The 26,292-nt window shown below is 42.8% G+C and carries 25 protein-coding genes; 15 read left to right on the top strand and 10 right to left on the bottom strand.

Annotation, left to right across the window (positions count from 1 at the left end; translation table 11 throughout):
- Window position 1: 1 nt before the first annotated feature.
- The 3 genes from EO98_RS11705 (at window position 2) to EO98_RS11695 (ending at window position 1,807) form a co-directional block, all read left to right on the top strand.
- Window positions 2-628, top strand: a complete 627-nt coding sequence (locus EO98_RS11705) for a phosphatidylserine decarboxylase (protein WP_048142629.1) — start codon at window positions 2-4, stop codon at window positions 626-628.
- 17 nt (window positions 629-645) lie between these two features.
- The gene (locus EO98_RS11700) at window positions 646-1,374 is read left to right on the top strand and encodes an archaetidylserine synthase (RefSeq protein WP_235283831.1); all 729 of its coding nucleotides are present in this window, start codon (window positions 646-648) and stop codon (window positions 1,372-1,374) included.
- Window positions 1,375-1,450: 76 nt separating this feature from the next.
- Window positions 1,451-1,807 (top strand): dihydroneopterin aldolase family protein, encoded by a 357-nt coding sequence (locus EO98_RS11695; protein WP_048142625.1) that lies wholly within the window; start codon window positions 1,451-1,453, stop codon window positions 1,805-1,807.
- Window positions 1,808-1,899: 92 nt separating this feature from the next.
- Here EO98_RS11695 and hisC read toward each other — a convergent pair whose 3' ends face one another.
- From hisC to EO98_RS11675, 4 genes are all read right to left on the bottom strand, one after another.
- Window positions 1,900-3,000, bottom strand: coding sequence for a histidinol-phosphate transaminase (gene hisC, locus EO98_RS11690; RefSeq protein WP_048142622.1), 1,101 nt, complete (start codon window positions 2,998-3,000; stop codon window positions 1,900-1,902).
- Entirely contained in the window at window positions 2,981-4,198 is a 1,218-nt protein-coding gene (locus EO98_RS11685; RefSeq protein WP_235283965.1) for an acetylornithine transaminase, read from the bottom strand. The genes hisC and EO98_RS11685 overlap by 20 nt, the downstream gene beginning before the upstream one ends.
- A 435-nt stretch (window positions 4,199-4,633) precedes the next feature.
- Window positions 4,634-5,620, bottom strand: coding sequence for a hypothetical protein (locus tag EO98_RS11680; protein ID WP_369799046.1), 987 nt, complete (start codon window positions 5,618-5,620; stop codon window positions 4,634-4,636).
- Between the two features lie 417 nt (window positions 5,621-6,037).
- On the bottom strand, window positions 6,038-6,520 hold the full coding sequence (locus tag EO98_RS11675) for a PUA domain-containing protein (RefSeq protein WP_048142618.1): 483 nt from the start codon (window positions 6,518-6,520) through the stop codon (window positions 6,038-6,040).
- Between the two features lie 306 nt (window positions 6,521-6,826).
- Between EO98_RS11675 and EO98_RS11670 the strand changes: the two genes are divergently transcribed.
- The 4 genes from EO98_RS11670 to EO98_RS11655 all read left to right on the top strand — a co-directional run bounded on the left by EO98_RS11670 (window position 6,827) and on the right by EO98_RS11655 (window position 11,198).
- Window positions 6,827-7,933, top strand: coding sequence for a hypothetical protein (locus EO98_RS11670; protein ID WP_048142648.1), 1,107 nt, complete (start codon window positions 6,827-6,829; stop codon window positions 7,931-7,933).
- A 150-nt stretch (window positions 7,934-8,083) separates the two neighbouring features.
- Window positions 8,084-9,115 (top strand): hypothetical protein, encoded by a 1,032-nt coding sequence (locus EO98_RS11665; protein ID WP_235283822.1) that lies wholly within the window; start codon window positions 8,084-8,086, stop codon window positions 9,113-9,115.
- A 276-nt stretch (window positions 9,116-9,391) separates the two neighbouring features.
- Entirely contained in the window at window positions 9,392-10,579 is a 1,188-nt protein-coding gene (locus EO98_RS11660) for a hypothetical protein (protein WP_235283819.1), read from the top strand.
- A gap of 52 nt (window positions 10,580-10,631) precedes the next feature.
- Entirely contained in the window at window positions 10,632-11,198 is a 567-nt protein-coding gene (locus EO98_RS11655; protein ID WP_048142613.1) for a hypothetical protein, read from the top strand.
- 336 nt (window positions 11,199-11,534) lie between these two features.
- Here EO98_RS11655 and EO98_RS11650 read toward each other — a convergent pair whose 3' ends face one another.
- Together EO98_RS11650 and EO98_RS11645 are read right to left on the bottom strand one after the other, a co-directional pair.
- Window positions 11,535-11,837: a DUF1894 domain-containing protein gene (locus EO98_RS11650; RefSeq protein ID WP_048142611.1), complete on the bottom strand. Its 303-nt coding sequence runs from the start codon at window positions 11,835-11,837 to the stop codon at window positions 11,535-11,537.
- Between the two features lie 325 nt (window positions 11,838-12,162).
- Window positions 12,163-13,551 carry an NAD(P)/FAD-dependent oxidoreductase gene (locus EO98_RS11645; RefSeq protein ID WP_048142609.1) on the bottom strand — a complete coding sequence of 463 codons (1,389 nt, stop codon included), beginning with the start codon at window positions 13,549-13,551 and terminating at the stop codon, window positions 12,163-12,165.
- Window positions 13,552-13,887: 336 nt separating this feature from the next.
- On the opposite strand from EO98_RS11645, the gene EO98_RS11640 reads away from it, so the two are divergent.
- Together EO98_RS11640 and EO98_RS11635 are read left to right on the top strand one after the other, a co-directional pair.
- The gene (locus EO98_RS11640) at window positions 13,888-14,346 is read left to right on the top strand and encodes a DUF1890 domain-containing protein (protein ID WP_048142607.1); all 459 of its coding nucleotides are present in this window, start codon (window positions 13,888-13,890) and stop codon (window positions 14,344-14,346) included.
- The gene (locus EO98_RS11635; protein WP_048142605.1) at window positions 14,343-14,720 is read left to right on the top strand and encodes a DUF1894 domain-containing protein; all 378 of its coding nucleotides are present in this window, start codon (window positions 14,343-14,345) and stop codon (window positions 14,718-14,720) included. The genes EO98_RS11640 and EO98_RS11635 overlap by 4 nt, the downstream gene beginning before the upstream one ends.
- A gap of 161 nt (window positions 14,721-14,881) precedes the next feature.
- Here the strand turns inward: EO98_RS11635 and purM are convergent, their stop codons facing one another.
- Together purM and EO98_RS11625 are read right to left on the bottom strand one after the other, a co-directional pair.
- A complete protein-coding gene (purM, locus tag EO98_RS11630) occupies window positions 14,882-15,889 on the bottom strand; it encodes a phosphoribosylformylglycinamidine cyclo-ligase (protein WP_048142644.1) in 1,008 nt (335 codons plus the stop codon).
- 22 nt (window positions 15,890-15,911) lie between these two features.
- Window positions 15,912-17,330 (bottom strand): aspartate kinase, encoded by a 1,419-nt coding sequence (locus EO98_RS11625; RefSeq protein WP_048142642.1) that lies wholly within the window; start codon window positions 17,328-17,330, stop codon window positions 15,912-15,914.
- Between the two features lie 477 nt (window positions 17,331-17,807).
- Between EO98_RS11625 and EO98_RS11620 the strand changes: the two genes are divergently transcribed.
- Both EO98_RS11620 and EO98_RS11615 read left to right on the top strand, forming a co-directional pair.
- Window positions 17,808-19,001 (top strand): cofactor-independent phosphoglycerate mutase, encoded by a 1,194-nt coding sequence (locus EO98_RS11620; RefSeq protein WP_048142640.1) that lies wholly within the window; start codon window positions 17,808-17,810, stop codon window positions 18,999-19,001.
- A gap of 299 nt (window positions 19,002-19,300) precedes the next feature.
- A complete protein-coding gene (locus tag EO98_RS11615; protein WP_048142603.1) occupies window positions 19,301-19,762 on the top strand; it encodes an Hsp20/alpha crystallin family protein in 462 nt (153 codons plus the stop codon).
- Between the two features lie 202 nt (window positions 19,763-19,964).
- On the opposite strand, the gene EO98_RS11610 is transcribed toward EO98_RS11615, so the two are convergent.
- A complete protein-coding gene (locus EO98_RS11610) occupies window positions 19,965-20,357 on the bottom strand; it encodes a hypothetical protein (RefSeq protein WP_235283815.1) in 393 nt (130 codons plus the stop codon).
- Between the two features lie 490 nt (window positions 20,358-20,847).
- Here EO98_RS11610 and EO98_RS11605 point away from each other — a divergent pair, with 490 nt between their 5' ends.
- Window positions 20,848-21,612 carry a coenzyme F420-0:L-glutamate ligase gene (locus EO98_RS11605; RefSeq protein ID WP_048142599.1) on the top strand — a complete coding sequence of 255 codons (765 nt, stop codon included), beginning with the start codon at window positions 20,848-20,850 and terminating at the stop codon, window positions 21,610-21,612.
- A 67-nt stretch (window positions 21,613-21,679) separates the two neighbouring features.
- On the opposite strand, the gene EO98_RS11600 is transcribed toward EO98_RS11605, so the two are convergent.
- Entirely contained in the window at window positions 21,680-22,159 is a 480-nt protein-coding gene (locus EO98_RS11600; RefSeq protein WP_048142597.1) for a cytidine/deoxycytidylate deaminase family protein, read from the bottom strand.
- A 396-nt stretch (window positions 22,160-22,555) separates the two neighbouring features.
- On the opposite strand from EO98_RS11600, the gene EO98_RS11595 reads away from it, so the two are divergent.
- The 3 genes from EO98_RS11595 (at window position 22,556) to EO98_RS11585 (ending at window position 26,268) form a co-directional block, all read left to right on the top strand.
- Window positions 22,556-23,461 carry a protein translocase subunit SecF gene (locus tag EO98_RS11595; protein WP_048142595.1) on the top strand — a complete coding sequence of 302 codons (906 nt, stop codon included), beginning with the start codon at window positions 22,556-22,558 and terminating at the stop codon, window positions 23,459-23,461.
- Window positions 23,458-25,176 (top strand): preprotein translocase subunit SecD, encoded by a 1,719-nt coding sequence (locus tag EO98_RS11590; RefSeq protein WP_048142592.1) that lies wholly within the window; start codon window positions 23,458-23,460, stop codon window positions 25,174-25,176. Before EO98_RS11595 ends, EO98_RS11590 begins: the two co-directional genes overlap by 4 nt.
- A 66-nt stretch (window positions 25,177-25,242) precedes the next feature.
- On the top strand, window positions 25,243-26,268 hold the full coding sequence (locus EO98_RS11585) for an AAA family ATPase (RefSeq protein ID WP_048142590.1): 1,026 nt from the start codon (window positions 25,243-25,245) through the stop codon (window positions 26,266-26,268).
- Window positions 26,269-26,292: the final 24 nt, after the last annotated feature.

The following is a 26,292-nucleotide window of genomic DNA, read 5'->3' as shown; positions in this document are numbered from 1 at the left end:
AATGATCGCAAAAGGATCTGAACCCTGGCTTTTTACAGCTGCGTCTGTAACTGCCCTGTTTGCAATTCTCTCAAGGGCAACTGATAGTTTGCCCTTCTTTAATCATGCAGCTTATATGGGGATGGCATTAACTTTCTTTATGGTTATCTTTTTCAGGGATCCCGAAAGAAAGGTAGAAGTCTCTGACGCTTATATGATATCCCCTGCCGATGGTACGATTATCGATATCAGGGACAGGAAAATCTGCATTTTTATGTTTCTTCAGAATGTACATGTAAACAGAGCTCCGATTTCCGGGAAAATAAGGGAAATTACCTACAAGAAAGGTGGTTATCTCCCTGCTTTTTGTAAGGATTCGGAAAGGAATGAAAGAAACGAGTTCCTTATCCATAGCAAGTACGGGGATGTACAGGTCACACAGATTGCAGGCACCATCGCCCGCAGGATTGTCACATATTCAAGTGTGAATGACACCGTCGAACAGGGACAGCGTATCGGAATGATCCGTTTTGGGTCCAGAGTCGACGTAACAATTCCTCATGATTTTGACATTACAGTTTGTAAAGGGGAGCGGGTGCTTGCAGGCAAGACCGTTATAGCAACAATAAAAAATGACAGGAACTTTTGAATATGAACGTATTTCAAATGTTAAGACTCCCGGACTTGGTTTCTCTTTTGAACCTGATCTGCGGGATTGGCTCCATTGCAGTAGCTGCCCAGAGTAACTCTTTTGGCTTTGCTTTGATCTTACTCCTGATTGCGGCAGTTGCAGATGGAGCGGACGGGTACATTGCCCGCAGATTCAAAGGAGGAGAACTCGGGGAGCAACTTGACTCCCTGGCAGATACAGTTTCTTTTGGGGTTGCTCCTGCTCTTCTCATATTCCTGGAATTCGGGGAAAATGAACCTCTTGTCGCGATATTTGCAACTTTTTATGCTGTATGTGGTGTGCTCAGGCTCGCTCGTTTTAATTCTACGATGTCTACCCCGAAGACAGGATTTGAAGGGCTTCCTATCACCGCAGGCTGTATTATGCTGGTTACATACCTTTTGCTTGGCAAAAGTATCGTGAGGATAGATTTCCTGCTGGCTCTGACTCTTGCTCTCTCTATCCTTATGGTGAGTTCCGTAAATTATCCGAAGATAAGGAATATCAAGGTCCTGGCTTTCGTAGCTGCGGTTTTCGGGATAACTGGTTTTCTGTACTTTATTGATCTCCAGTATATGCGGTTTTTTTCTTTCCTGCCCTTTATTCTGATGTTGACCTACCTGTTTTCTCCTTTCTTGAAGATCCCTCTGATTAGCGCTGTTAGCAGTAAAGATTACGGGAACAAAAAGGGACTGAAAGCCGGAGGAAGGAAAGAAAAGCAGTAAAGCCAGTTCAAAGGTTACTATACAAAGATTACTATAGTTTCTCACTGGCACATTGAATTAACAAGGAGAAGTTTATTTGACCGAAAACAAAATCACCGATAGGGATAACGCACTCTTCGAAGCAGGAATAAAACTGGGAGCTCTCTACCATCAATTTACGGGCTCTCCGGTAAACCTGAAAACGGCTTCGAGTCTTGAGCAGGCTATTCAGGAAAGCATTTCAGTTCAGCCTTTTGTGGAAAGCATTTCCGTGAAAATCGACCGGGGTCTCTTAAAAAGTAAGTTAAACAGTGAGTTCGGATACACCGAACTTCAGGGATCCATGCTTGAAGTTAAAATCACTGTAAAATACGGCTCTTCACAGGTGAAAGTCGCGATGGAATTCGATTCTGAACTGAATTATCCATTGATGAAAATTGAGGATATCGAATAAAATTAAGGGCCAAATAAACTTAAAAAATCGAATAAAGTTAAGAATTTGAATGCCTAAAAAATTAAATAGTTAATTAAGGGAATCAGGGATTTTTAAACCTCGGCTTTTGAAATTTCAAAAGCCCTGACTACCTTTTCATTCTGTTCAGGGGTACCGACTGTTACCCTGATAAAAGAATCTCCAGCTTCCCTGAAAGAATCACATAATCGCACGATGATTCCTTTCATCATAAGGTTTTCCGTGATCTTTTTTGCTTTCAAAGGAGCAACATCTACAAGTACGAAGTTTGCCTGTGAAGGATAAACCGTAAATGGGATATTTTTTATCAGGTATTCTCTGCCTTCCCTTGCAAGATTTATGCTTTTATTCAGGTGGTCTGCATCCGAAAGTGCGGCCACTCCTGCCCTTAAAGCCGGGAGGCTTACCGAAAATGGGGTGGCTGCCCTTGAATACTCCTTTACAAGCCATTCAGGCATTATCCCATAGCCCAGGCGCAGCCCTGCAAGCCCGAATACCTTGGAAAAGGTCCTTCCAATCGCAAGGTTGTCATATTCCCTTACAAGCCCTGCAAGGTTCCCGTCCGCAAATTCAACATACGCTTCGTCCACAAACACAAGGGCATGGGTATTTTCAACGATTTTCCTCAGGTCAGCTTCGGGAAGGAGGTTGCCTGAAGGATTGTTTGGGGAGCAGAGGAAAATAATCTTTGTCCTGGAAGATACGGCTTCAAGGACCTTTTCAGGGTCCAGGGAAAAGTCGGGGTTCCGCCTGACAAATATCGGTTTTCCACCGCAGGCTCTGGCAGGCAATTCGTAATAGGCAAAGGTCGGGGTAGGGATAATAACCTCGTCTCCCTTTTCAATGATTATCCTGCAAAGCCCATCTAGAAGCCCATCCATTCCGGGTCCGGAGGCGACAATGTTCGATACCGGAAAACCTGTGTATTTAGAGAGGGCTTCTCTCAGTTCCCGTGCATCTGCTGAAGGGTAGATATTTGCTCCTGGGGCTGCCTCTACAAGAGCCTGGACAGCTCTCGGGGAGGGACCCAGGGGGTTTTCGTTTGAGCCCAGTTTGATAATCGATCTGGGATTAAGCCCGTAAGCCAAAGCTATCTCTTCTATGGACTTTCCGGGAACGTACTCTGCAATATCAAAGATTTCTTTTTTTATCAGTTCAGGCCTGCTCAAGAACATCAACTACCGTATCGATCTGCTCTTTCGTAATCACAAGTGGAGGGACAAGGCGGAGTACTGAGTCCGAGGTGCAGTTTACAAGCACGCCGTGTTCCCTTGCAAAGTCTACAAATTTACCGCAGGGGTACTTGATTTCAACTCCTATCATAAGCCCTTTCCCGCGGACTTCCACAACATCGTCCCTTGCCATGCCTGAGAGCTTTTCCATGAAATAAGCTCCCATTTCCTTTGAGCGCTCCAGAAGCTTTTCTTCCTTTATTGCCTGGATAGAAGCAAGAGCTGCCGCACAGACAAGAGGCCCGCCTCCGAAGGTAGAAGCATGCTGTCCGCGCCCGAAATTTAGCCCGCTACGAGCTGCAATGGCACCCATGGGGAGCCCTCCTCCTAAGGCTTTTGCCATGCTCATAATGTCAGGCTCGACTCCGAACTGCTCTTTGCAGAACCAGGTCCCTGTCCTTCCAAATCCGGTTTGCACTTCATCAAAGATAAGGAGGGTGCCGGTTTCATCACAGATCTCCCTTACTTCTTTTAAGTATCCGGGGTCCGGTATGTTTACCCCGCCTTCACCCTGAATGGGCTCAAGGATCACTGCTGCGGTATTTTCATTAATTGCCTGCCTGATGGCGTTGGCATCGGAATATGGAACAAATGTAGTCTCTGAACTGACAGGCGGCATGAAGGGGTCCCTGTACATGCTTTTGTGGGTCACGCTGAGGGCTCCTATAGTCCTGCCGTGGAAGGAGTGTTCGGCTGCTACAAAGGCGCCTTTTCCCGAAGCCACGCGAGCCAGTTTCATTGCAGCTTCTACGGATTCAGCTCCAGAGTTACAGAAAAAGACGCGTTCCATGCCTGTAATCGAGGCAAGGGTTTCTGCAAATTCTGCCTGGATTTCAGTATAATAGAGATTGGAAACATGAATCAGTTTTTCAGCCTGTGCCTGGATTGCTTTAACAACTGTCGGGTGGCAGTGCCCTACATTGTTTACCGCGATGCCTGCCACGCAGTCGATATACTCTTTTCCGTAAATATCCTGGACAACCGCTCCCTTACCCTTTGAAAGCACAAGGGGCTGGTGTCCATAAGTCTGCATCACATACTTTGAGTCTTTTTCTATAACGGAATTGTACCTTGCCTGCAGGTCGCCGGATTCAATAATGTTTTCTGTCAAGTGAATTCCTTTCCTTGAATTTGTGATCATAAGCTTATTTTAAAGTTTAGCCTTGAAAATTTATCTGAGGATTTAATTAGTGTTTCAGCGGTATTTATTATCTTAATGGACTGCTGATTTTTAAAGGACTTTATCTCTGGATTTTATAATTTCCTGATTAACTAATTTCTCAGTTTAAATTTTTCCCCTACCTTAACCAAAAACCAGATAATTCCCTGATTCCCTCAGAATCCCTGAATCCCTAAGAATCCCTGATCCCCTAAGAATATTACTGACTATTTGCTGCTCTCTCTGAAAAAAGAATATTTTCTGCATTATTTTTTCCATGTTCTATGGAATTTTCCTGCATAAGAACAAAATCATGCTTCACAGAAAGATTCAATGTTTCAGGAGCAGCCTACCTGAAAAAATTCTGAGTAGAAAAATTCAGGATTCAGGAGCTCTGGACGTAAGCCGGAATTATGATCAGCTCTGGTGTTCTCCGGCTTCATGTCTTCTTCTTAATCTTCTCACTCCTCCAGTGCGCCGGGTCCTTCCTAACGCCGTGGTCCTGGCAGAAATTCCTTCCCTTCCTGGTACAAAGCCGTTTTTAGCTTTTGCACTGGTTTTTATGAGTGAGTCTATCTCAATTATGTCCAGAGCTTTCAGAAGCCCATCTTGAGGTAAAGCTTCCTTTGTTTCTCTTGGAATCACTTTCCCTAAAGCGTTAACATCTGCAAGAACTGGCTTTTCTCCGGCTTCCCGTAAGAAAGATACTCCCGACGGTGCCTTTATCGTACCGTCTACCCTTGCATTTTCATGCAACAAGACGGACTCGGCTTTTATTCCCCCAAAGACTCTGGTATTACGGCCAATATGTACCTGTCCTTTTGAAGATAGATTCCCATAGATAGTGCTGCTTTCTCCTATGCTGATCTTACCCTCGGAATAAACGCTTCCCTTCAGGATCAGGTCTTTTCCGGTTTCGACAGATTGTGCCCTTAGATTTCCTATTAGATAACAGTTGCTTCCGATAACCGCGTCTCCACCAACTTCAATGGCTTCAGGAGATATTTTTGTGCCTGTGGGTATGATAAGTGTTTTTTCAGCAGGCTCCTTCCCATCAGACTCCAGGTCCTCTCCCGAGTCGTCAAAAAGCTCTTCAAGGGCTTTTTCTACTTCCTCTCCCTTTCCAAGGCGCATCATCTCCCTGATGTACAGAAACAAAAATATGATTACAGGGACCGGGTTCCTGACAACTATCCAGCCTTTGGCTTCAAACCCGCCTTTTATTTTGACTTCCTTTCCTACGTCCAGGTCCCCTTCGACGGTTAGTTTTCCATCAATGGCAACGAATTCTCCTAGATAGGCGTTTCTGCCGACTTCTACCCTGCCCCCCATTTTTGACCACATGTCAATCCTGGCATCAGAGCACGCTAGCACGTCTCCGGAAACTGCAACCCCTTCTCCCATAATGACCATATCTCCAGATATGCCGTACTGGATACTGGAGTGGTTGCCGATAATAACGTCTCCCTCAATTATAATCCTGTTTGTTTCTATTCTGGTATTATCGGGAACCAGAAGATGCTTTAGGATCTGCTCGGGCTCTGAGATACTTTCACTCTCCGGGGAAACTGTTTTCTGTTATCTGGTGTAGGTTTCAGAGTGTGGTTTTTAAAACCACGGTGCTGAAAACACAATTATTTATTTTGCGAGTAGTATTCATTCAAAAATAACTATCTATGATATATTCTTATCCATTTTTTCCGCTTATGCTGGCATTTTTGAGCAGTAAAGATAACACCTTATATATTATATCTAGATCTATGAAAATTCGTATAAAATGTAAAAATGCCTTTTTGCTTCCCCTTTTCTGATCTGGGCGGATCATTCTTCTTTTTTCGAAGCAGTTCCTACCCGTACATCTACAGCTGCCCCGCTGTCAAGAGACAGGATCTCTGCAGGGGATAAGAGCAACTGCCCTGTTGCAAGCAACCTGTCTGCTTTATCTGTAATAAGTACTTCTTCTCCTGCACGGAGTTCAGTATCAATCTCAATTACATGCTTTGCAAAAGCTGTTTTGCCTGCCTCCACAAAAGGAACAGCATCTTCCGAAACAACTACCCTGAGCCTTTTCCCGGGAAGAAGTCTGTGGACTATGGAAGCTCCTTCAATACTGAGCGTGAAAAAACCATCCTTTGCTCTGGCTGTTGCAATTCTATTACCTGAGTGAAAGACCTGGCGTACTCTTTTTGTCCTTGATAACTGGAACGTTGATCCGTCAGGGAAAAGCTCTTTTCCTGTACCTTTCCCGAACTGGTAATCCGCAATCATACGGACCCTCGAAAGTCTTTCTACATTGCAGTTCATGAGGGTAAATAATATATGCAGACCTTAAAGCCGTTCCGGTCATCCATACTTCCAAAAATAAACTTCCGGGAGATCATTAAATTTATATTTTCTATATGAAATAATAACTTATTTATATTTGTATATTTTAACCAGTAACTGTCTGGAAGTACAAATTTCGTACTGATGTAAATAATAAGTAATTAATTGCCTGATTTGAAAGAGGGCTATAAATATAACTCTCAGGGGCCCTCAGGTGCTGAAATCCTGCAAATGGAATCTTTCCAGCACCAACCACATTTTAAAAACAAAAACCCGAGGATTTTGTTGATTCGAAAAAACGTTTCTTTAGATGAAGCTCACCTCCTAAAACTCCAGCCTCTGCTGGAAAAACATGGAGGAAATTTAAGCGCAGCTATACGTGAAGTCATTGACTTGGCCAGTCCTGGCCCTGAAAGCCATGGAACTTCAGACGAGATCGCTGAAAACCTGAGAAAAAGGGACCGTTTTCCTGAAACAAGGGAACAGCTTATTCAGAGCGGCGAATGTGTAATTATGAGCCAGAAGACTATGAAATGGCTTGTGAAAAGCAGTGCCGGCAAACTTATGGATGAGGATGTTGTCCACGAATTGCTTAATCCTTTTCTCCTTACCACAGTTCCCGAGTTAAAGGAATTCCTTAACTGCGGCAGTAAAAGCATGGGCTGGAAAATAGAAGTCTCGTGTTCCTTCAAGGAAGAAGTCGAACCAGAATCTTTCACCATGGATTTCATCGGCGGAGACAGGGACTTTCGTGAGCTGCTGGTAAAGATAGTCTGCATCTTCCTTGCGCGCTGGATGAATTTTGACGTTGAGGCTGTACACCGGAAGTTCAATTCAATTACCATATACCTGAGAAGTTTTGTTCGGCATGACCTGCAGGAAAAAGCTCCCGGTGTGAGGAAACACTTCGGTTCCAAAGATCTCCTGTATAGGGAAATTGAACAAAAACCTGATTTCTGGGTAACGCTTGCGGATCTTTACACAAAATTCAATTACCAGAGGGTAAACCTGGATAAGAACTTTTTTGAAGCCCTGGTAACAGGAAATCTTCCGGATATAACTAAATATTTTGAGATTAAAGCCGACCGTCCTCTCCGTGAGATTCCTCTTTCGGAACTGCTCCCTCTTTTTAAATACCTTGTAGTTGCCTCCCAGCTAGTGGATGATGTGGAAATATGTGCTGAGAAAGGAAAAGAGAATCTAAAAATCCGGCATAGTTATTCTGAAGAGAGCATGGTTTTAACACTGATTCAGCTGTTTTCCAATGTATTTAATTCCGGCTGGCACAACTTCAGTGTGAGTTACGTGTCCGAACTCATTATGTTTGATTTCACTCTTCCTGATACTTCAAAACGAGATGGTGTGGAAGGTTCTCAAGTTATGGATTCTTAATATAAAATAACAACTTTTATATATATATGCACGGTTCTTGTAAACTTGCTTGTAGTCTTTAAGCTCATAGTGTACCGGCACTGCCAGGTTGTTTGTTGAAAAGCACTCTTTATAAAGCAGGGATGACCTTTGATTCGCAAAAACGTTTCTATGGAAGATGAATACCTCCAGAAACTACAGCCCTTTCTGGACAAAAACAACGGGAACCTGAGTGCTGCAATCAGGGATGCAATAGAGCTTGCAGATGCTTCCCTTCAGGGACACGGGTCAGTAGAAAATGCCCTGGAATATTTTACACAGGGTTCCACAAAGGATCCTGAAATTCGCAACAGTCTGATTGAGAGCGGAGAGTGCATATTGATTAGCCAGCTTTCATTCAGGTGGTTTATTGAAAATACCGATGGGATATTGATAGATGATGAACTTGTAAGTGAATTTCTCAATCCGTATCAGATAAAAAATGTGTCTGACCTCCTGGAGTATTTCAATGCACGTAGCCGGAATATGGGATGGGAAATTGAAGTTTCCCTCAACACCTGGGAGGAGGATAAAACCGAGGTAATAGTGCTTGAAAACGGGGATCCCAGTTTAAGAGCTTTTATTGCTGAGGTAATCTCTATTTTTCTGGGTCGTTATCTGAGCATGGATGTTTCTTTTGTCCATAGGAAATCTAATTCTATCAGAATTTTTCTCAAAGCATACAGGTCTGACATGGAGGTTCCTCCGGGGATCAGAAAGAACTTCGGAACTCTTGACTATACTCTTAAAGAAATTAGAAGCAAGCCGGACTTCTGGATCTCCCATGTGGAAAGATACAAGCTGCAGAGATATCAGCGGATAAATCTTAACAAGGACGTTTTTGAAATATTTCTTTCCGGGGAGATTCCTGATGTGATAAGCTTTTTTGAGGTATCTGCAGGCAAACCTATTCAGGAAATTCCGCTTTACGAACTGTTTGCCATTTTCAAAAAACTAATTTCTGTTACCAATCTTGCAAATGATGTTGAAAGGACAGTTGATAGAGGAAAAATAAATCTAAAAATTCGACATCAATTTTCCGAAGAAATTGCTATTGCGAAACTTGTAAAGCTATTTTCAAATATATTCCAGACAGCAGGTTATATTATTGATGTCAGGACCGTATCAAATCTTATTATTATCGAGTTCGCAGACATCTGTTAAATGCATATCCTTCCCGTAGCTGCAAATATTGACATTTCTCATCCTTCGTATTCTTTCAACATTATCTAAAATTTAAGTCGCATGTTCGCGTAAACTGAACTTTTAGTCTGTTGTTATTTTTGCTATTTTTATTTCGTATGTAACTGTTTCTTATCTTTTTTCTTCTTGAACTCTTCCTCTACATATATATATTTTCGTTTCTTTCTTCTAGCAAAAAAATTAATAAGTAGAAGCTACAATCTAATACTGATTCATAAAAATGGAAAAGTACGGGGGATGAGAAAAGTCCCAATTTCCTGTGCTTCCAAAAAGGGAAAAGAGGAAGTCCGCTTGATAGTCCGCAAAAACATCTCGATTGATCAATGCTATATAGACAAATTAAAGCCCTTTCTGGACAAAAACAATGGAAACTTAAGTGCAGCGATAAGGGATTCTATCGAAATCGCCTCTCAGGCTCTTGATGGAAATAAGAATGAGAGGGGAGAAAAAGACTCAAGTAATGCTTCAAAGAATGCCGAATCACGTAATAAAATGGTTGAGGAAGAAGAATTTTTACTTATCCATCATACCATGCTTGAGTGGTTTATTAAGAAAACCTCAGGTCTGCTTATTGAAGAATCGACTGTATATGAGTTAATAAACCCATATACTATTAAAAAAATTCCTGATTTTGTTAGTTACGTAAACGCACTAAATGATAAAATGGGCTGGAGAATTAAAGTTGACGCTGAATACACTGGAAGCCCGGAACCGGAAACTGTGATCCTGACCCTTTCAAACGGCAACCCCTGTTTCAGGGGAGTAATTGCCCAGAGCCTTGCTCTCTATCTGGCAAAGCAGATGAAACTGGACGTACAAGGACTTTTCAACAGATCCAATGTAACTAAAATCTATTTTAAGCGGATCGAGTTCCTTAATTATGAAAAAGTTCCGAAAGGGCTTGAAGAACATTTCGGATCAATGGAAGGCACTTTCCGGGAGGTTCAGAGACGGCCGGAGCTCTGGAAAAATCTTATCAAGACCTACAGACAGCAGAACTACCAGCGGCTCAACATGAACAAAAAAGTTTTTGAAGCATTTGTCTCAGGAAATCTTCCTTCAGTTGACGACATGGCAAGAGAATTCGAATTGCTTGCAGGCAAACCTCCGGAGACTTTCACCCTTGCAGAGCACATAATGATTTTTAAAGAACTTTACCTTACTGACAGTATAGGAAGCGATATTGAGGTCTGTACTGAGAAAGGCAATGAATATGTTAAATTGATTCACGATTACTCTGACAGAAAAGTTTGTGAACGCTTCATACGGTACTACTCAAATATTTTCGCCTCTATTGGTTATCTTTTTACAGTCACTTCAAGCCCCCACATGATTGTTTTCGAATTCGGCAAAAACATGGACTTCAGCCACATCTCCGAATCCGGACTTGTGGATGCGGAGTCTGAGCCATCCTTTACACCATGAATTTTTTACCCAGATGGATAAATTCATATGCGGGAGTTTCCTATCACTTTTCATGAGTGACGTAATTCTACTCTGGGACAGCCCTCTTCTTTTTGAAAAACTGTTTATTGAATATGGGCTCGAGTGCAGTAGGGCACTTTCAACGTCCCTGGGTACTCCTTATCTGCCTGCATGTAAAATTCTGATCTTGCCTACCGGATTTGCAAATAAGCAGTATACGAAAACAGGTGTTGGGCTTGAACGCGGCAAACGTTCCCTTGAAAGATTTGTGGCAAAAGGTGGAACCCTGCTTGTCTTCAGTCCTCTTGTCCCCGAATACGAGTATGAATGGCTGCCTTTCTCCCTGAAGTACGTAATGGAAGAAAACTCCTGCACACCTCATCCCGTGGGCGAACATGAAGCTCAGAAACTTATCGAAAACATTATTCCTCCTGCAGGATGTGATGGCTATTTCTCAGAAACCGATGTTGAAGTTGTTCTTGAGGATGACAAAGACAGGCCCGTTATGGTTGTAAAAGAAATCGGAGAAGGCATGATTGTTGCAACCACAATCCACGAATTGCCTGCAGCCGGGTTCTTTGAGTGCAGGGCTTCATGTACGAAAAAAGTTAAACCTTGAAAAGTGAAGGTCTGAAAAGTGAAACTTAGACCAAAAGCTTCGCTCTGTATTATATAACGAGCCTGTCCCAAAACCAACTTTTATTTTCAAACTTTAGAGTATCAGAACCAATTTCCTGACCAATAACTCTAATAATTATTTCAAAATAGAGATCAAATAAGTGAATTTTGAGTTTTGGGATCATCTCAACCTTAAATAAAAGGTGACCTGGTACTAAAATGTAATCTGAAACTAAGAAATGCAGGAAAATCAGCGTAAAAATAACTTGATAATAAACATAAAAGAAGCTTTAAAGGGAAAACAAACAGCTACAGATAATAGTTCTTTTGTCAACCTTTATTTTATCTTCTTTACATTTTTATCCTTTTTGTACTGCTCCCTAAGTTTCTTGATTTCCTCTGCTTCATTTTTCATCCTGATTACAAAGAGACCGAAGCAGGGCTTTATGTATTGAAATATTATGTCATTTCCTGAAAAACCAACAGGAATAGCTGTACCCAGAAGGAAAATACCTTTTATATCGTACCCTCCGGGTACCAGGTACATATCCTCTGAATGCTCCTTAACAACGCTTTCACACTCTTTTGGAGTTGCGTTTTTCAGGAGGATCTCGTAGTCAAATTCGCTTAAACATACCATTTTTTTTACCTTTTATGATTTTTTTTCTTTTAGATCAAGCCAGAAAGATTCGATGGTTGTCACTGCCTCAAATGACTGTTAATTAAATCTACAAATTAAAATTACGAGGGGATGCTATATAGAGATAGTCTATTCTGAAAAAAGTAAAAGAGGGCTCTGCCATCCTGTAGATATATTCCAGTAAATTCGCATAGTGATCATCTTGATAGTAAGGTGTCGTGATGACATTGATAGTGAGTATATGTGATGATCCCGAAATTTAGTGTGGAAGTGGATCAACACAAAGGAAGTGGATCAACACAAAGATTCTCTATAAAGCTCAAAATCATGAATCTATAATTCTCTCCTTTTTCAAAACAGTTATTAGTTTCACTACGGAATAGGCAGCTCTGGTTATCCCCATACTACGGTCGTCCACATCTGTACCAACTAAATATAGATTTTTTATTGGAGTGACTGTTTCTGCAATAAAACCATTTATTGCCACAGAAGCTTTTTCTGGAATAGTCATTTGATAATGAACCATGTCTATGTAGTTATTTATCCCGGGATAAACCCTCAAAATAGTGTTGTACGCATCCAGTTTTTCAGATTCAAAAGAGTTGTTTCCATCTATGGAAAACATGAAGCCAACGAGTTTTTTACCTCCTGGAGCAAAATTCTTATTATAATTGCTTATTGGCATTGCCCAGAAGGGTTTATTCTTAAACCATACTTCCCCGCCCACGTAGTTGAATTCTTCAAACTCTTCATCCAGACCAAGCCATATTGTTAAGGCCTTCGATTGTTTGATTCTACTCAAATCCGAAATATAAGACGCGGGCAAATCCGTAGTATATTTTGGGAGATCTTTTGCAAAACCTGAGTAAATAATTGTATCCGCAAAATAGGAACCTTCCTTCGTTACGACTCCTTTTGCAGTGCTGTTTACTGTGATTATATTTTCTACAGCAGTGTCAGTTTTAATCTCAACGTTTTCAGGCAAAGAATACAGAATGGCATCCAATATCGCTTTCAAACCATTTCTCGGATAATATTGATTGTAATTTACTTTATTATTGTTTAACAATCTACTGACATAAGACATCTTCTTAAATTTATCAATATACTGATGTTCGTTATTTTCATGAGTAACATCTTTCTCGATATCCTCTTCAATAAATCCCCCACCAACAAACATCCTCTGAACCGATGTCTCTTTTGCAGATTTCCCAGACAAAAAATAACTAAATGTATCCATAAATTCTTTTGTGTCAGGTGAAAGTGTGTTCCAGGGCAGACATTGATAAACTGATATATTCGAAATATCGGTTCCAAATTGCCATGAAAGCAGCATTTTAGTTAATGATTGTGCAATTATTAGACGATCCTTTCTCGGCAATATATCCATTGTAAGATAGCCTTTAAGGGTGGTAGGGACTTCTTTCAGGCCATCTTCATCACGTATAAAATAATCACCATAGTCAACAAAAGCAGGAAGATAATCAAAATAATTTTCCATTAAATATCTTAGCGGTCCTCCATCCTGGAGTTGAGTTATAGCATGAGGTCCGGTATCAACCTGGTAGCCATCAACAGAATAGCTATTACAATTATTTCCCAGGTTCCTATTTCTCTCTAAAAGAAGAACTTTTTTTCCAGATTTAGATAGCACCAGCGCAGATAATAATCCGCTGATGCCCCCACCTATTATAATTGAATCATAACTGTTCATAATATTTCTTTATAGAGTAATCCTAATTAATAGTTTCTTGTTCTATATTTCTATCTCTTATATCAACAAATTTTTCTCAATAAGTTTGTCTCCACAGTTTTATCTCAACAAGTTTATACATATATTGATTATAACAGAGAATGGTTAAAATCAGATATTAGAGATTGAAATACAGTCCTGCAGGAGATGTTTTAGTTAAGAAGGTGTCTTGTTTTCAGGGATTTCCGCTTGAACAATTGCAAAGGTTGAAATTAAGGATTAGCCATATCCCCTTCTTACAGATAAACTGCATCAGATAAACTACCATAAGATAAACCATATCAGAGATGAAATGTTATGACCGGCGTAAAAGTGCTCCTCATGATGGGATGTCCAGAGGTCCCAATTCAAACCAGCATTGCTCTGTATCTTTCCCATAAGCTGACTAAATTGGGATTCGATGTAACCGTTGCCGGGACAGGTGCAGCAACCCAGCTTTTGAAGGTCTCTGATTCCGACGGCTATTATGCAAAAAAGCTGGCGAGTCTCGATAATACCCTGGAGGATATTATGGAGAACAGAACGGATTTCGACATCTGCTTCGCCTTTATGCATAACGATGCCGGAATGACCTATGCTGCGACTATGAGCGCCGTTTCTCAGTCCAGGCTGTACTCCATAGTCTTTGGCAGGAACGCCGAGGCTCTGGCCGAAACCATCGAGTTCGATTGTGAAAAGATCGTCTCAAAGGACGTTCACAACCCCGTTCGTCTCAAGAACAAGCTGGACAAAGTGGTGGAGGAGATAGTCAAATGAGCTGTATTGAGCAGATGAAGTACGAGATCCTCCTGGATAGGACGACTTACAAGGATGCCAGAGAGTACATTGTGAATAACTCGGACGAGGTTTACTATGTATCCCCCGGTTACAAGATCTTCAAGGACTACCACATAATAGGAGTACCTCCCATTGCTTTGGGGGCTAAAGGCAACGCTCTGATCTTCACCTACACAAAGCCCTGCTATGGAACTTTTGTCCTGACCGTAGACAACGAGGACAGCACAAAGGAAATAGGTCGGCTCAGGGAGGCGGAGACGGAAAAGGTAAAGACCTCTTTGAAGAAGGGCAAGCCTCCTGAGAGTCCGAAGGTACCCTCCTCTGGCAGTTACCTGGATATGTGGAAAAAATGAATTCTAAGAAGTAAATGAATTACAAGTGGTTACCCTGATCAAGATCACAGAAAAAGATTTCCACAGAAAAGGATTTCCACAGAAAAGGGATTTCAATATAGGGGAAGAGAGTTTTACCTCCTTTTCCTCTAAATTGATATCAAAATCGGGTTTTACACTTATTATTCTTGTTCTATTATCAGGTCTTTGACCCTGATCCCGCTTTCCACGATTTTTCCTACGATTTTTCCGCCGGTAATCTCTGCAGCTTTTGCGGCATCTTTTTCCGGAAGGATGATCAAAAAGCCCATTCCCATATTGAAGGTCCTGTACATCTCAAGATCTTCAACTCCGCCTTCTTTCTGCAGGAGTTTGAAAATCTCCTGGGGCTCCAGAGGGTCATAAAAGTCAAAGCCTAGCTTTGTTACCCTTCTAAGTTTCAAAAGCCCGCTGCCTGTTATATGGGCAAACCCGTGTACTTCACATGCTTTAAGGACATCAAGGACTTCGATATAGATCCTGGTAGGTTCCAGGAGGTCATCTCCTATGGTCTTTGAACTGTCATAGGGGCAGGGGTCATGGTAAGAGTATCCGGATTCCTCTATGATCTTTCTCACCAGAGTGTAACCGTTACTGTGGACTCCTGTACTCGGAATACCGACAATTACGTCCCCTACCTGGACCTTTCCTCCTTCAATAACCTCATCTTTTTTGACAAACCCAAGGCAGGTGCCTGCAAGGTCAAAACCTTTTATGATATCAGGCAGGGTTGCGGTTTCCCCGCCTATAATAGACATCCTGGATATTTCGGCTCCTTTCAGCAGCCCTTCTCCTATCTGTGCTGCAAAGCCCTCTTCATGCTTTTCCAGGGCCAGGTAGTCCACAAAGGCTACAGGTTCAGCCCCTATTGCAAGGAGGTCGTTAACATTCATTGCGATGCAGTCTATTCCAACGGTGTTCCAGCGCCGCATCTCGTTTGCAATAAGGACTTTTGAGCCAACCCCGTCCGTTGTCATGGCAAGGGCATACTCCCCGAAGTCCAGGAGCCCTGCATAGTGACCTATCCCTGTAAGGGGGGCTCCAATTCCTTTTCGAACATAACTCAGTTTGTCGATCAGGGTTTTGACGGTTTTTTCTTCTTCTGTGATATCCACGCCCGAATCCGCGTATGTTAGGTGCTTTTCGCTCACTCTCTTACCCTTCCTGCCTGCTTCATAGCTGTTTTTCAATTCCATTTCCATTGTAGAGTTTGAATTCGTCATGCAGGGTTTTGACTGCGGCAAATGCCTCATCTTCCCTTACCACGAAAGATATGTTGTACTGGGAAGATCCCTGGCTGATCATAATAATATTAATCATTGAATTTCCAAGTGCCCCGAATACCCTTTTTGCCACTCCGGGAGTTCCTGCCATACCTGCACCCACAACCGCGACCACACATACATTTCTATCCGAAGTGATTTCCTTTACGATTTCACGGTTGAACTCGGCATGGAGGGCATTTAATGCAGTCTCTACATGTGACTCACTGACCACAAAAGAGAGGTTCGACTCGGAAGATCCCTGGCTGATCATAACGATGTTTACTCCTGCCCTTGCAAGTGCGGTAAAGAGCCTTGCCACAGTCCCGATTGTCCCTGCCATTTCGGCACCTGAGATGTTAATAAGGGCTACGTTTTTGATCAGGCTTACTGCTTTTACCACGTGCTTGCACTGGAATTTCTCTGCCACCACGAGTGTACCCGGGAACTCCGGGTCAAAGGTGTTCTTGACACGTACAGGAATATGTTCGCGCATTGCAGGTTCAATGGTGCGCGGGTGCAGCACGTTTGCTCCAAAGTAAGAGAGCTCCATGGCTTCTGCATAGGAGATCTGCGGGATGGTCTTTGCTTCGGAGACGATCCTCGGGTCCGTTGTCATGATCCCGTTAACTTCTTTCCAGAGCCAGATCTCGTCGGCTTTCAGGGCTGCACCAAGGATGGATGCCGAGAAATCAGATCCGCTTCTGCCAAGGGTGGTGATTATCCCTTCTTCATTTTCCCCTATAAAGCCTGTGACCACAAGGACATGGGACTCAAGCCTGCACTTCAGCCTCTTTGGTACAAGCTCATATGTCTTTTCCAGAGGGCGGGCATTTCCGTAATCCGATGTAGTTACAATCCCTGCCTCCCCTCCGGTGTATTCGATTGATGAGATTCTGAGGGAGCGGACAGCACCTGAAACGATTGGAGCTGCCAGACGCTCCCCATAGGAGGAGATGTAGTCGATTGACCTGTTGGTAAGTTCGCCCAGATAGCAGATTCCGATCAGGGCTTTTTCGAGCTCTTCAATCCGGAGGTCAAGGGTCTGGAGGACTTCTTTTGCGACATTGGGGTCGTCAATGGCATCCCTCACGGCTTCGTGGTGTTTGTTTGTAAGCTCTGTTCTAAACTCTTTTACAAGTGAAACCTTACCTTTTGTTGAGGCAAGGCGAGCATTTTCCAGAAGCCTATCGGTTACTCCACTGAGTGCCGAGGTTACCACCACGATCTGGTTGCCCTCCTCATAGTATCTTTTAAGGAGCTGGGCAACGTGACGGATCTTTTTTCCGTCTCCAACGGAAGTTCCTCCAAATTTCATTATAATTTTCATGATCGGATCACGTTTTGGCATTAAGTCGGATATTCCGAAATCTTTCTTTTTTCTTATATGTGATTCTTAGCAATTTTGATGTTAACTAATTTTGACCATCCTGATCAGTATTCAGCTAATCTGACATTAGCATTAATTATAATCTGACATTAGCACTAATTATATACTTTGAGAAACTCTGAAATAAATCCTGTTACGCTTACAGGTCGCTTCTTTATATATAATCCTGCCTGTAAAGAACAGCATGCTCCGGCTCTCCTGCTGCTTAATATCTTTTACGCTGAGAACCTGTCGTGTATAGGATATGGATACTATATTATAATGTTTGTGTAAATGGGTATAAGAATTGAAGTGTTAGGAACGGCAGAAAAAGCTTGCTGGCAGATGCCAGAAAAATACCTTAGCAGGTATTCGGTAGAAAGTGATATATTTTATCTGTAAGATGAAAGGGTAAAGCAGTTGGAAAAAGGTGACGCAATGAAATATGCCATACTTATAGGAGACGGAATGGCGGATTACCCGATAGAGAAACTGGGTGGCAGGACTATTCTACAGTCAGCTCGAACACCTGCGATGGATTCCATTGCCGCGCGCGGAAAAACCGGACTTGCACAGACCGTGCCCGATGGTTTTCCTCCCGGAAGCGACGTTGCAAATATGTCAATTCTCGGGTACGATCCGGCAGTCTATTACTCAGGAAGGGCTCCTCTGGAAGCTGCGAGCATGGGAGTGGCTCTTGCAGCTGATGATGTGGCTTTCAGGTGCAATCTTATTACCATAGAAAATGGGACTATAAAAGACTACAGTGCAGGGCATATAAGCAGCGATGAAGCAAAGATCCTGATCGATACACTTGATTCCGAACTCAGGACCGAGAAAGTCAGGTTCTATCCGGGCATAAGTTACAGGCACCTTATTGTTGCCGGGAATAACCTGGGAGCAGAAACGGAATGTACGCCTCCGCATGATATCACAGGAGAAAGAAAGGATAGTTATCTTCCCAGAGGAAAAGACGGAGATTTTTTTTCAGGACTGATTGAGGCATCTACGGTTGTTCTGGAACTGCACCCTGTTAACCTGAAAAGAGTACAGGAAGGAAAAAATCCGGCAAACTCCATCTGGGTCTGGGGACAGGGTTATGCCCCGAAGTTTACGTCTTTTCAGGAACTTTACGAGAAAAAAGGAGCTATCATTTCAGCAGTGGATTTGCTCAAGGGCATTGGAATCTATGCAGGGCTGGATGTAATTGAAGTTCCAGGAGCAACCGGTTATCTGGATACCAATTATGAAGGAAAAGCCAGCGCAGCTATTGAAGCCCTGAAGACCAGGGATCTTATCTTCGTTCACGTTGAAGCTCCTGACGAGGCAGGGCACGAAGGAAGCATTGATAAAAAACTACAGGCAATTGAAGACTTTGATAGCCGGATAGTCGGTCCTATTCTCAAACATGCCGAAGCTTCAGATGAACCGTTTACGATTCTTGTACTGCCCGACCATCCTACTCCGGTCTCAATAAAGACCCATACAAGGGATCCTATTCCGTTTGCGGTTTACAGAACTGATAAAGCTGATTCGGATGGGGTGGAAACCTTTGATGAGGAATCGGTCAAAAATGGTTCGATGGGTCTGGTAAAAGCCTCAGACCTGATAGGAATGCTAGTGAAAGGTTAAGATACCCTTTATTCAGGCTCTTTATAATATTTGTTACTGGTTTTCAGACCTGAATCCTTTTAATTTCTCTGGAAATTCCGCTTAATCGGTTTTTCGGAGATTTTTTTTCTATCATTTTTTATTTAATTTTATTTAATTTTATTCAATTTTATTCAATTTTATTTAATTTTACTTTTCAGTTTCTTCTTTTTCCATACATTTTGGTGAAATTATCTAAGAAAACGTATATATCCTTTCTCAATATATTCAAAATAGCACTACATATCTGCATTATTTTTTTACTTAAGGGGGAATATAAGATGAAATGGCCTGCTAAAAGATCATTTTCAGGACCCGCACGCTGGGATCCTTTTGAAGAAATCAGAAGGACACAGGAGCGTCTGAACCAGCTGTTTGAAGACTTCATGCCCATGGAAGAATGGGGGGGCGGAAAAGTATACACTCCTGCCATTGACATCAAAGAGGAAGAAGACAAACTCCTGGTCACCACAGACCTACCAGGGATTAATAAAGAAGACGTTGAGGTTAATCTCAAAGAAGATATGCTTGAGATCAGCGCAAAGTCCGGCAGGGAAAAGGAATCCGAAGAAGAAGGATACCTGCGCAGAGAAAGAGCATATACACAATTTTATCGTGCTGTCCGCCTGCCCGCAAGTGTCAGGGAGGAAGGATCTACTGCAAAAATAGAAAACGGTGTCCTGACAATTTCGCTTCCAAAAGCGAAAATTGAAGAGCCGAAAAAGAAGATCGAAATTGAGTGACCATTCCAAAAAAGGAAGGTAAACTCTACTATAGTATGAATTCAGATCTGAATTAAGAGGGACTGCGAAAAAACTCGCAGCCTTTTACTTTTGCTTCTCTATGGCTAGTTCGCCTGTTATTTTTGCTATTTTTCCAGTTAATTTTTCCTGATTTTATTTTCGATTTTTTGTTATTTTTTCAGGAAACATTTTTCATTGAGGTTCAGGCATAGTGCGGAAAGATGTATTTTATTTCCCTAGTTTTTTCTCCTTCTTCTCCCTCATCTTCATCTGGAAACTCCTTACTTTTCCGGGCTTCGGCCATTGCAACCTCAGGGTGTTTTTTCAGGAATTCTCTTGAATAAGAAGTTGTTTCCTTTGCTGATGATTGGAATATTTCATCGATCTCTTTCCTGCTGAATTGCCCATGGTAAAGGAGAAGTTGAGTTATTTTTTCCCGGGTTGCTTGGGGCTCATTTTCATAGTCCAGGGAATAGTACAGTTTGCTTACAATAACTCTTAAGGCTCGAGGTTTGCCCCGGTGATGTTCTTTAAAATCAAAAGGGCTTTTTTCTTTGATTTTCTGTATGATTTCATTCAGGTCATACTGGCTCATACTTAACACCCCTTAAGGCGTTGGTTTGCAAGCTAGATAAAAATTCTCAATTTGCCTTGAAACTGGGTGATATTTAAGCGGGATAAGATTGAAAATCGATTAATACAAGCAAAAGAATCTAAAGATAAGGCAAACCGATAATCAAAATAAACCGGAAATCAAAATAAACCGGAAATCAAAATAAACCGGAAAATAAAGTGAAAAGTGCGGCATCAGGAAATTGTTCTCATCATTTTTTGCTCAGCTGGGGTAACTCTCATCATCGCCGCGAAACTCAGTATATCGGTGGTCTTATTTATGGTTACTGCCTTTACTGCTGTAAATTATTCGTTTACAGGATTGTTTCCATAATTCGGTGAAATCAATCTGATTTTAAGAAATCAGATTTTATCATTCTAACCAGAGCCCGACATTACAAATCTTATTAAATGTCTTATTAAAAAATCTTCTTACTCGATATCTTATCATTTTAAAATCTTGAGGAAGCCTCTTGAAATTTGAAGCCATTGCCGTAGAAAATATTCCCCTTATACAGAAAGGGGACGATCTGCCCTCCCTCATCTGTGAGAGGATTGAACTTCAGGACAGAGACATTGTTATTATTGCCTCAACCATTGTTGCAAAAGCCGAAGGGGAAATCTTCAGGCTCGAAGATATCACCCCCGGAGAACAGGCTCTTGAGGTCGCAGCCCGGACAGGGAAAGACGCACGCTTCATTCAGGCTGTCCTTGCCAGGAGCAAGGAAGTCTTTGTTGAGGCGCCTTTCATGCTTGTGACAACACTTGCAGGACACACCTGTGTAAACGCAGGGGTTGACGAGTCCAATATTGAGCACGGATTTTTGCTCTACCCTCCTGAATATCCGGACGCCAGTGCCTCAAAACTCGGAGAAAAGCTTGAAAGACTTAGCGGGAAAGAAATAAGTGTCATTATTACGGACACAAACGGAAGAGCTTTCAAAATCGGACAGACCGGAGTTTCTATAGGGATTTACAAAATAAAACCCATCAAACGCTGGGTAGGGGAAAAGGACCTTTTCGGCAAAATCCTTGAGATTACAGAAGAAGCAGTTGCTGATGAGCTTGCAGGTGCTGCCAACCTTTTGATGGGGGAAGGGGCAGGTGGGATTCCTGTTGTAATCATTCGCGGGCTTGATTATTACTGCGAAGGGAATACGTCTATAAACGAGACATACCGCCCTGAAGATATGGATATTATCAAAAAAGGGCTTCGTTGCCTGCAGAAAAAGAATTGAATGAATTGAATGAATTGAATGAATTGAATGAACTGATCTGAATGAAAATGTTTTCGGGACTGCGGTTTTATTCCCCGTTTACATTCTCATTTTTCAGCTCAAAGGGTATATGTTCCACTTCCACCCCTGCGCTCCTGAAGAAAACCAGGGAATCGGTATCAGGATAAGGTGTTGAATATACTACCCTTTTGATGTTTGAGTTTATGATCATTTTTGCACACAGAATGCAGGGCTGGTGCGTACAGTAAATGGTTGCTCCGGCAATGCTGACCCCATGGATTGCGGACTGGATAATGGCGTTTTGCTCCGCGTGCACTGCCCGGCACTTCTCATGCCGCGTGCCTGAGGGAATCTTTTCTAGATCCCGGATACATCCCGTCTCAAGGCAGTGTTCCATACCACTTGGAGCTCCGTTATATCCGGTTGAAAGAATGCGTTTATCCCGGACAATTACGGCCCCTACATTGTTGCGGAGGCAGGTTGCTCGTTTGCCTACCACGAAGGCGATTTCAAGGAAATATTCGTCAAGGGAAGGTCTTTTCGTCATTATTTTTAATGAACAGTAACTGGTATATATAGTTGTAACGTTAGAACTTGTACCACTTTTGACAATAAATTTTAAATGAAATGAATTAACGCTATATAGAGAAATAATTGTTTTTCGAGGAATAATTAATATAATGTATAGTATATAGAACTAAAACGGATCAACTTATTTACACTATATGGAATGTGAAACCTTTCTTCCCGGAACCATAGTTCGAAAAGGGCTGATAATTTCAAGTTACCATGCACGTTCCGGACGATAATTCTGGATGGTTCTGGAATGTAAATCTGGACACTTCCGTGTTATGACTCTGAATGTTTTCCGGATTATAGATCCGGATAAAATAAGCTCGGATAAGTTCGAAAAAATAGATGCATTCATCCGGAGTATTTAATTATGGCAACAGGTTTGACCGAATTTTTAGATAATTTCGTGAAAAAGCACGATAATCGCCAGTTGCTGGCAATCCCCCTTGCAGTACTTGCAGTTTCTTTAGTTGTGCTGCTGGTTTCCTTTGCAAGCAGCGGGTCGCCGGTAACCCTGGGAATGGAGTTCCAGGGCGGTACCCAGATTTCGGTAGAGACAACCGATTCCCCCGCTATGCTTGAAGAAATGTACTCTTCTTATCCCCTCAAGGATGCCCGGCAGGCCGGAAGCAGGGTTATCATACAGTTCGGGGTTATGGATAATGAAGAACAGCGCAAGCTTGAAGAAGATGTAATGGGCCGCTATTCTAACGTGGAAATCAAACAGATAGGACCCGTTTACGGCCAGGAACTGCAGGTTCAGGCTCTTCAGGCAATTATTATATCCTTTATAGGAATGTCCATTGTGGTTTTCCTTATCTTCCGGAGTGTTATACCTTCTTTTGCAGTGGTGCTCTCTGCATTTTCGGACATTATAATTGCCGCTGCTTTTATGCGGGTTGCAGGGATCGACCTTTCCCTCGGAACGGTTGCAGCTCTGCTTATGCTCATCGGTTATTCCGTAGACAGTGACATTTTGCTAACAAACAGGGTACTCAAGCGCAGGGGTACGGTGGAAGAAAAGGTTTCAAGGGCGATGCAGACAGGGATTACCATGACCACAACAACCCTTGCAGCCCTTGTGGTTATGTATGCGGTTTCAACTTACCTTTACCTGATAATTCCATCATTCACACAGATTACTCTGCTTTCGCAAATCTCAATTGTATTGATGGTGGGGCTTGCTGCAGATATTATGAACACCTGGCTTCTCAACACCGGGGTCCTGCGGTGGTATGTGACGAAACCTGAATTCAGAGGGAGGTATAACAGATGAGCGATAAAAAAAGCCTCTTTAAAAATGTAAGAGTTATCATCTTCATACTTGCCATACTTGCCTCAATCGTGGTTATCCACCCGGGTTATAATTCTGAAGAAGGGGTTACCACTAACCTGAACTACGGGCTTGACCTTGAAGGTGGTTCCTGGCTTCAGATCAAATTGCAGGGAGCTCTCGCCCAGGTAGATGCAGATCCGGGAATGATAGTCAGCCAAATGGTAGAACCTGTCATTGGTGCTCCTATCAAGATCACAGATAGCAATCTGGACGTCGGTGGAGTGAGTTCATCCGAAAGATCCATCAAATTCACAACGTCCGTTCCGGTTAGTGCAACACAACTTGAGCTTCTGAATCTTGGCAGTGTAAGCGTTGATAGGCTGAACCAGGAAACGACCCAGGTAACGCTCACTACCAGTAAAGAAGCTCTCATCCAGGCTTACCTCTCACAAGCTTTTGATGCAGAAGTGCTTCCGATAAGTACCGAAGATGGTATTGTCTATGAAATCCGGACTGAAGCTTCAGAAGAAGAGCTCTCAGCCCTTATGGATAAAGTCGGAGGGACAATCCTCAAGAATAAAGACGGGACCTCGACATATAAAGAAGGAGTCAGCACCGAAACAAGGGACCTGACCAGAGATATCCTGAATGACAAACTTAACTCGCTTGGCTTGAAAGACATTCCTGTCAGGACTGTCGGAGAAGACTATATCCTCATTGATTTTGCAGGCATCGACCTTGCAAAGGCAAAGGATATTGCTGAAAAGCCTGGTAAATTTGAGATCCGCATACAGACTACAGGAAATGAAACCCAGCATGTTCTTTACGGAGATTCCATTGTAAGCGTGGGGATTCCGACTTACCACGATAATCAGTGGCACACTCCGTTTACCCTGAAGGAAGACGGAGCAAGGGCTCTCCAGAAAGTTGCAATTGAGACCGGGGCTACAGAAAATCCGGAGGCTCACTACCTGAACATGTATCTGGATGAAAACAAGATATACGGAGCTCCCCTCAGTTACTCTGCAGCATCCCGGCTGAAAGAAACTCCTATATATTCTTGGGAGGCTTCCACAGGCACTGATGAGGCAGCCAAGACTGAAGCCGAAGCGCTCCAGATTCACCTCAGGGCAGGGGCTCTTCCTGTAAACGTGGTGCTTGTAGGTTCAGGGCACGTTGATGCATCCCTTGGAGAACAGTTCAAAACCGAAGCAGTCATAGCAGGGTTGCTATCCCTGATAGCAGTTGCTGCAGTTGTTTTCCGCAGGTACAGGAGGCCTGAAATCCTGGTGCCAATGGTCGGGACTTCCGTTAGTGAAGTCATTATGATCCTTGGAGTTGCAGCAGCCATTGGCTGGCAGCTTGACCTTGCAGCAATTGCAGGTATAATTGCCGCAATAGGGACAGGTATTGACCACCTTGTGATTATCACAGACGAGGTGCTTTACGAAGGCAAACTCCCACCAACAAAGGTCTTCCTTTCCAGGATCGGAAAAGCCTTCGCAATCATTTTCGGAGCAGCCGCCACAACGATCATTGCCATGTCTCCTCTGGTAGTCATGGGCTTCGGAGCCCTGAAGGGATTTGCCATCACCACTATCATTGGTGTTTTCATTGGTGTGGTTATTGCAAGACCTGTTTACGGTGTGGTTATCAAGGAACTTCTTGAGGCAGATGGAAACGGCACCTCGGAAAGCGAAGGCTTAACTGAGTGAGTACCTGGGAAAAGATAAAATCCCTGAACAACTGAGTATTCAAAAACTGAAAAGCAAGGTGGATTAATGCAGGATCTCTGGACTCTAAAATACAGGGCAGATGCCCTTGAAGGACTGCTCGGAAACGAACATGCTGTAAGAACGCTTTCCGAACTGGCACAGTCAGGGACCCTGCCCCACCTTATTTTTTACGGCCCTGAAAACTCAGGGAAGACAACGGCTTCTCTTGCCCTTGCCAGACAGCTCTATGGAGATACCTGGAAAAACAACTTTGTATATTTCAATGCCTCGGACTTTTTCGATCAGGGAAAACGTTATCTCGTACGGGACAAACGTTTTGTCCGTATTCTGGGTACAGATGATCCGAAAAAAATCTACAAAAGCGTAATAGATATTTTTAAGGAAATTATTAATGAATATGCCGGAATGGCTTCTATTGATGCTGATTACAAGATAATCTATGTCGATAATGCAGAATCCCTGAGCTCAGATGCACAGCACGCTCTCAGGCGGATCATGGAAAAGTACAGTGCAACCTGCAGGTTTATTCTTTCCACTACAAAACCTTCAAAACTCATTTCTCCCCTCCGGTCAAGGGGTCTCCAGGTCTTTTTTTCATATGTGCCGGATTTTCTCCTGAAAACTCATCTTGAGAAAATCACCCTTGCTGAAAAGCTGAAACTTTCCGGCGGTGCACTTGACGCGATTCTTTATCTAGCTAAAGGGAACGTTGCAAGAGCTGTCCAGATTCTCCAGCTTGCTGCTCTGGGGGTAGAAGGTGCTGAAATTACGGGAGAAATCGTGTATGAAGCTACCATGAAAGGTAGGGATGAAACTGTAGATGAACTGTTTGATGCGGCTCTTGCAGGGGACTTCTCCAGAGGGCGTCAGCTCATAGATGAACTAATTATTGAAAAAGGTCTCTCGGGGACCGATATCCTTGAAGGGCTTACCGAAGCTCTTATAGACTCAGGAGAAAACGATGCGGATATTGCTCGCCTTATTGTTAAAATCTCAGAAACCGATGCCAGACTTACAGGCGCTACCAGCGAGAGAATCCAGCTCGAAAAACTAATTTCTACATTCTCCTGATTTATTTTATAATCAAACCTTTTT

The organism is Methanosarcina sp. 2.H.T.1A.6 (assembly GCF_000979455.1).
Classification (GTDB): domain Archaea; phylum Halobacteriota; class Methanosarcinia; order Methanosarcinales; family Methanosarcinaceae; genus Methanosarcina.
This window is presented reverse-complemented; position numbering and strand designations above follow the sequence as displayed.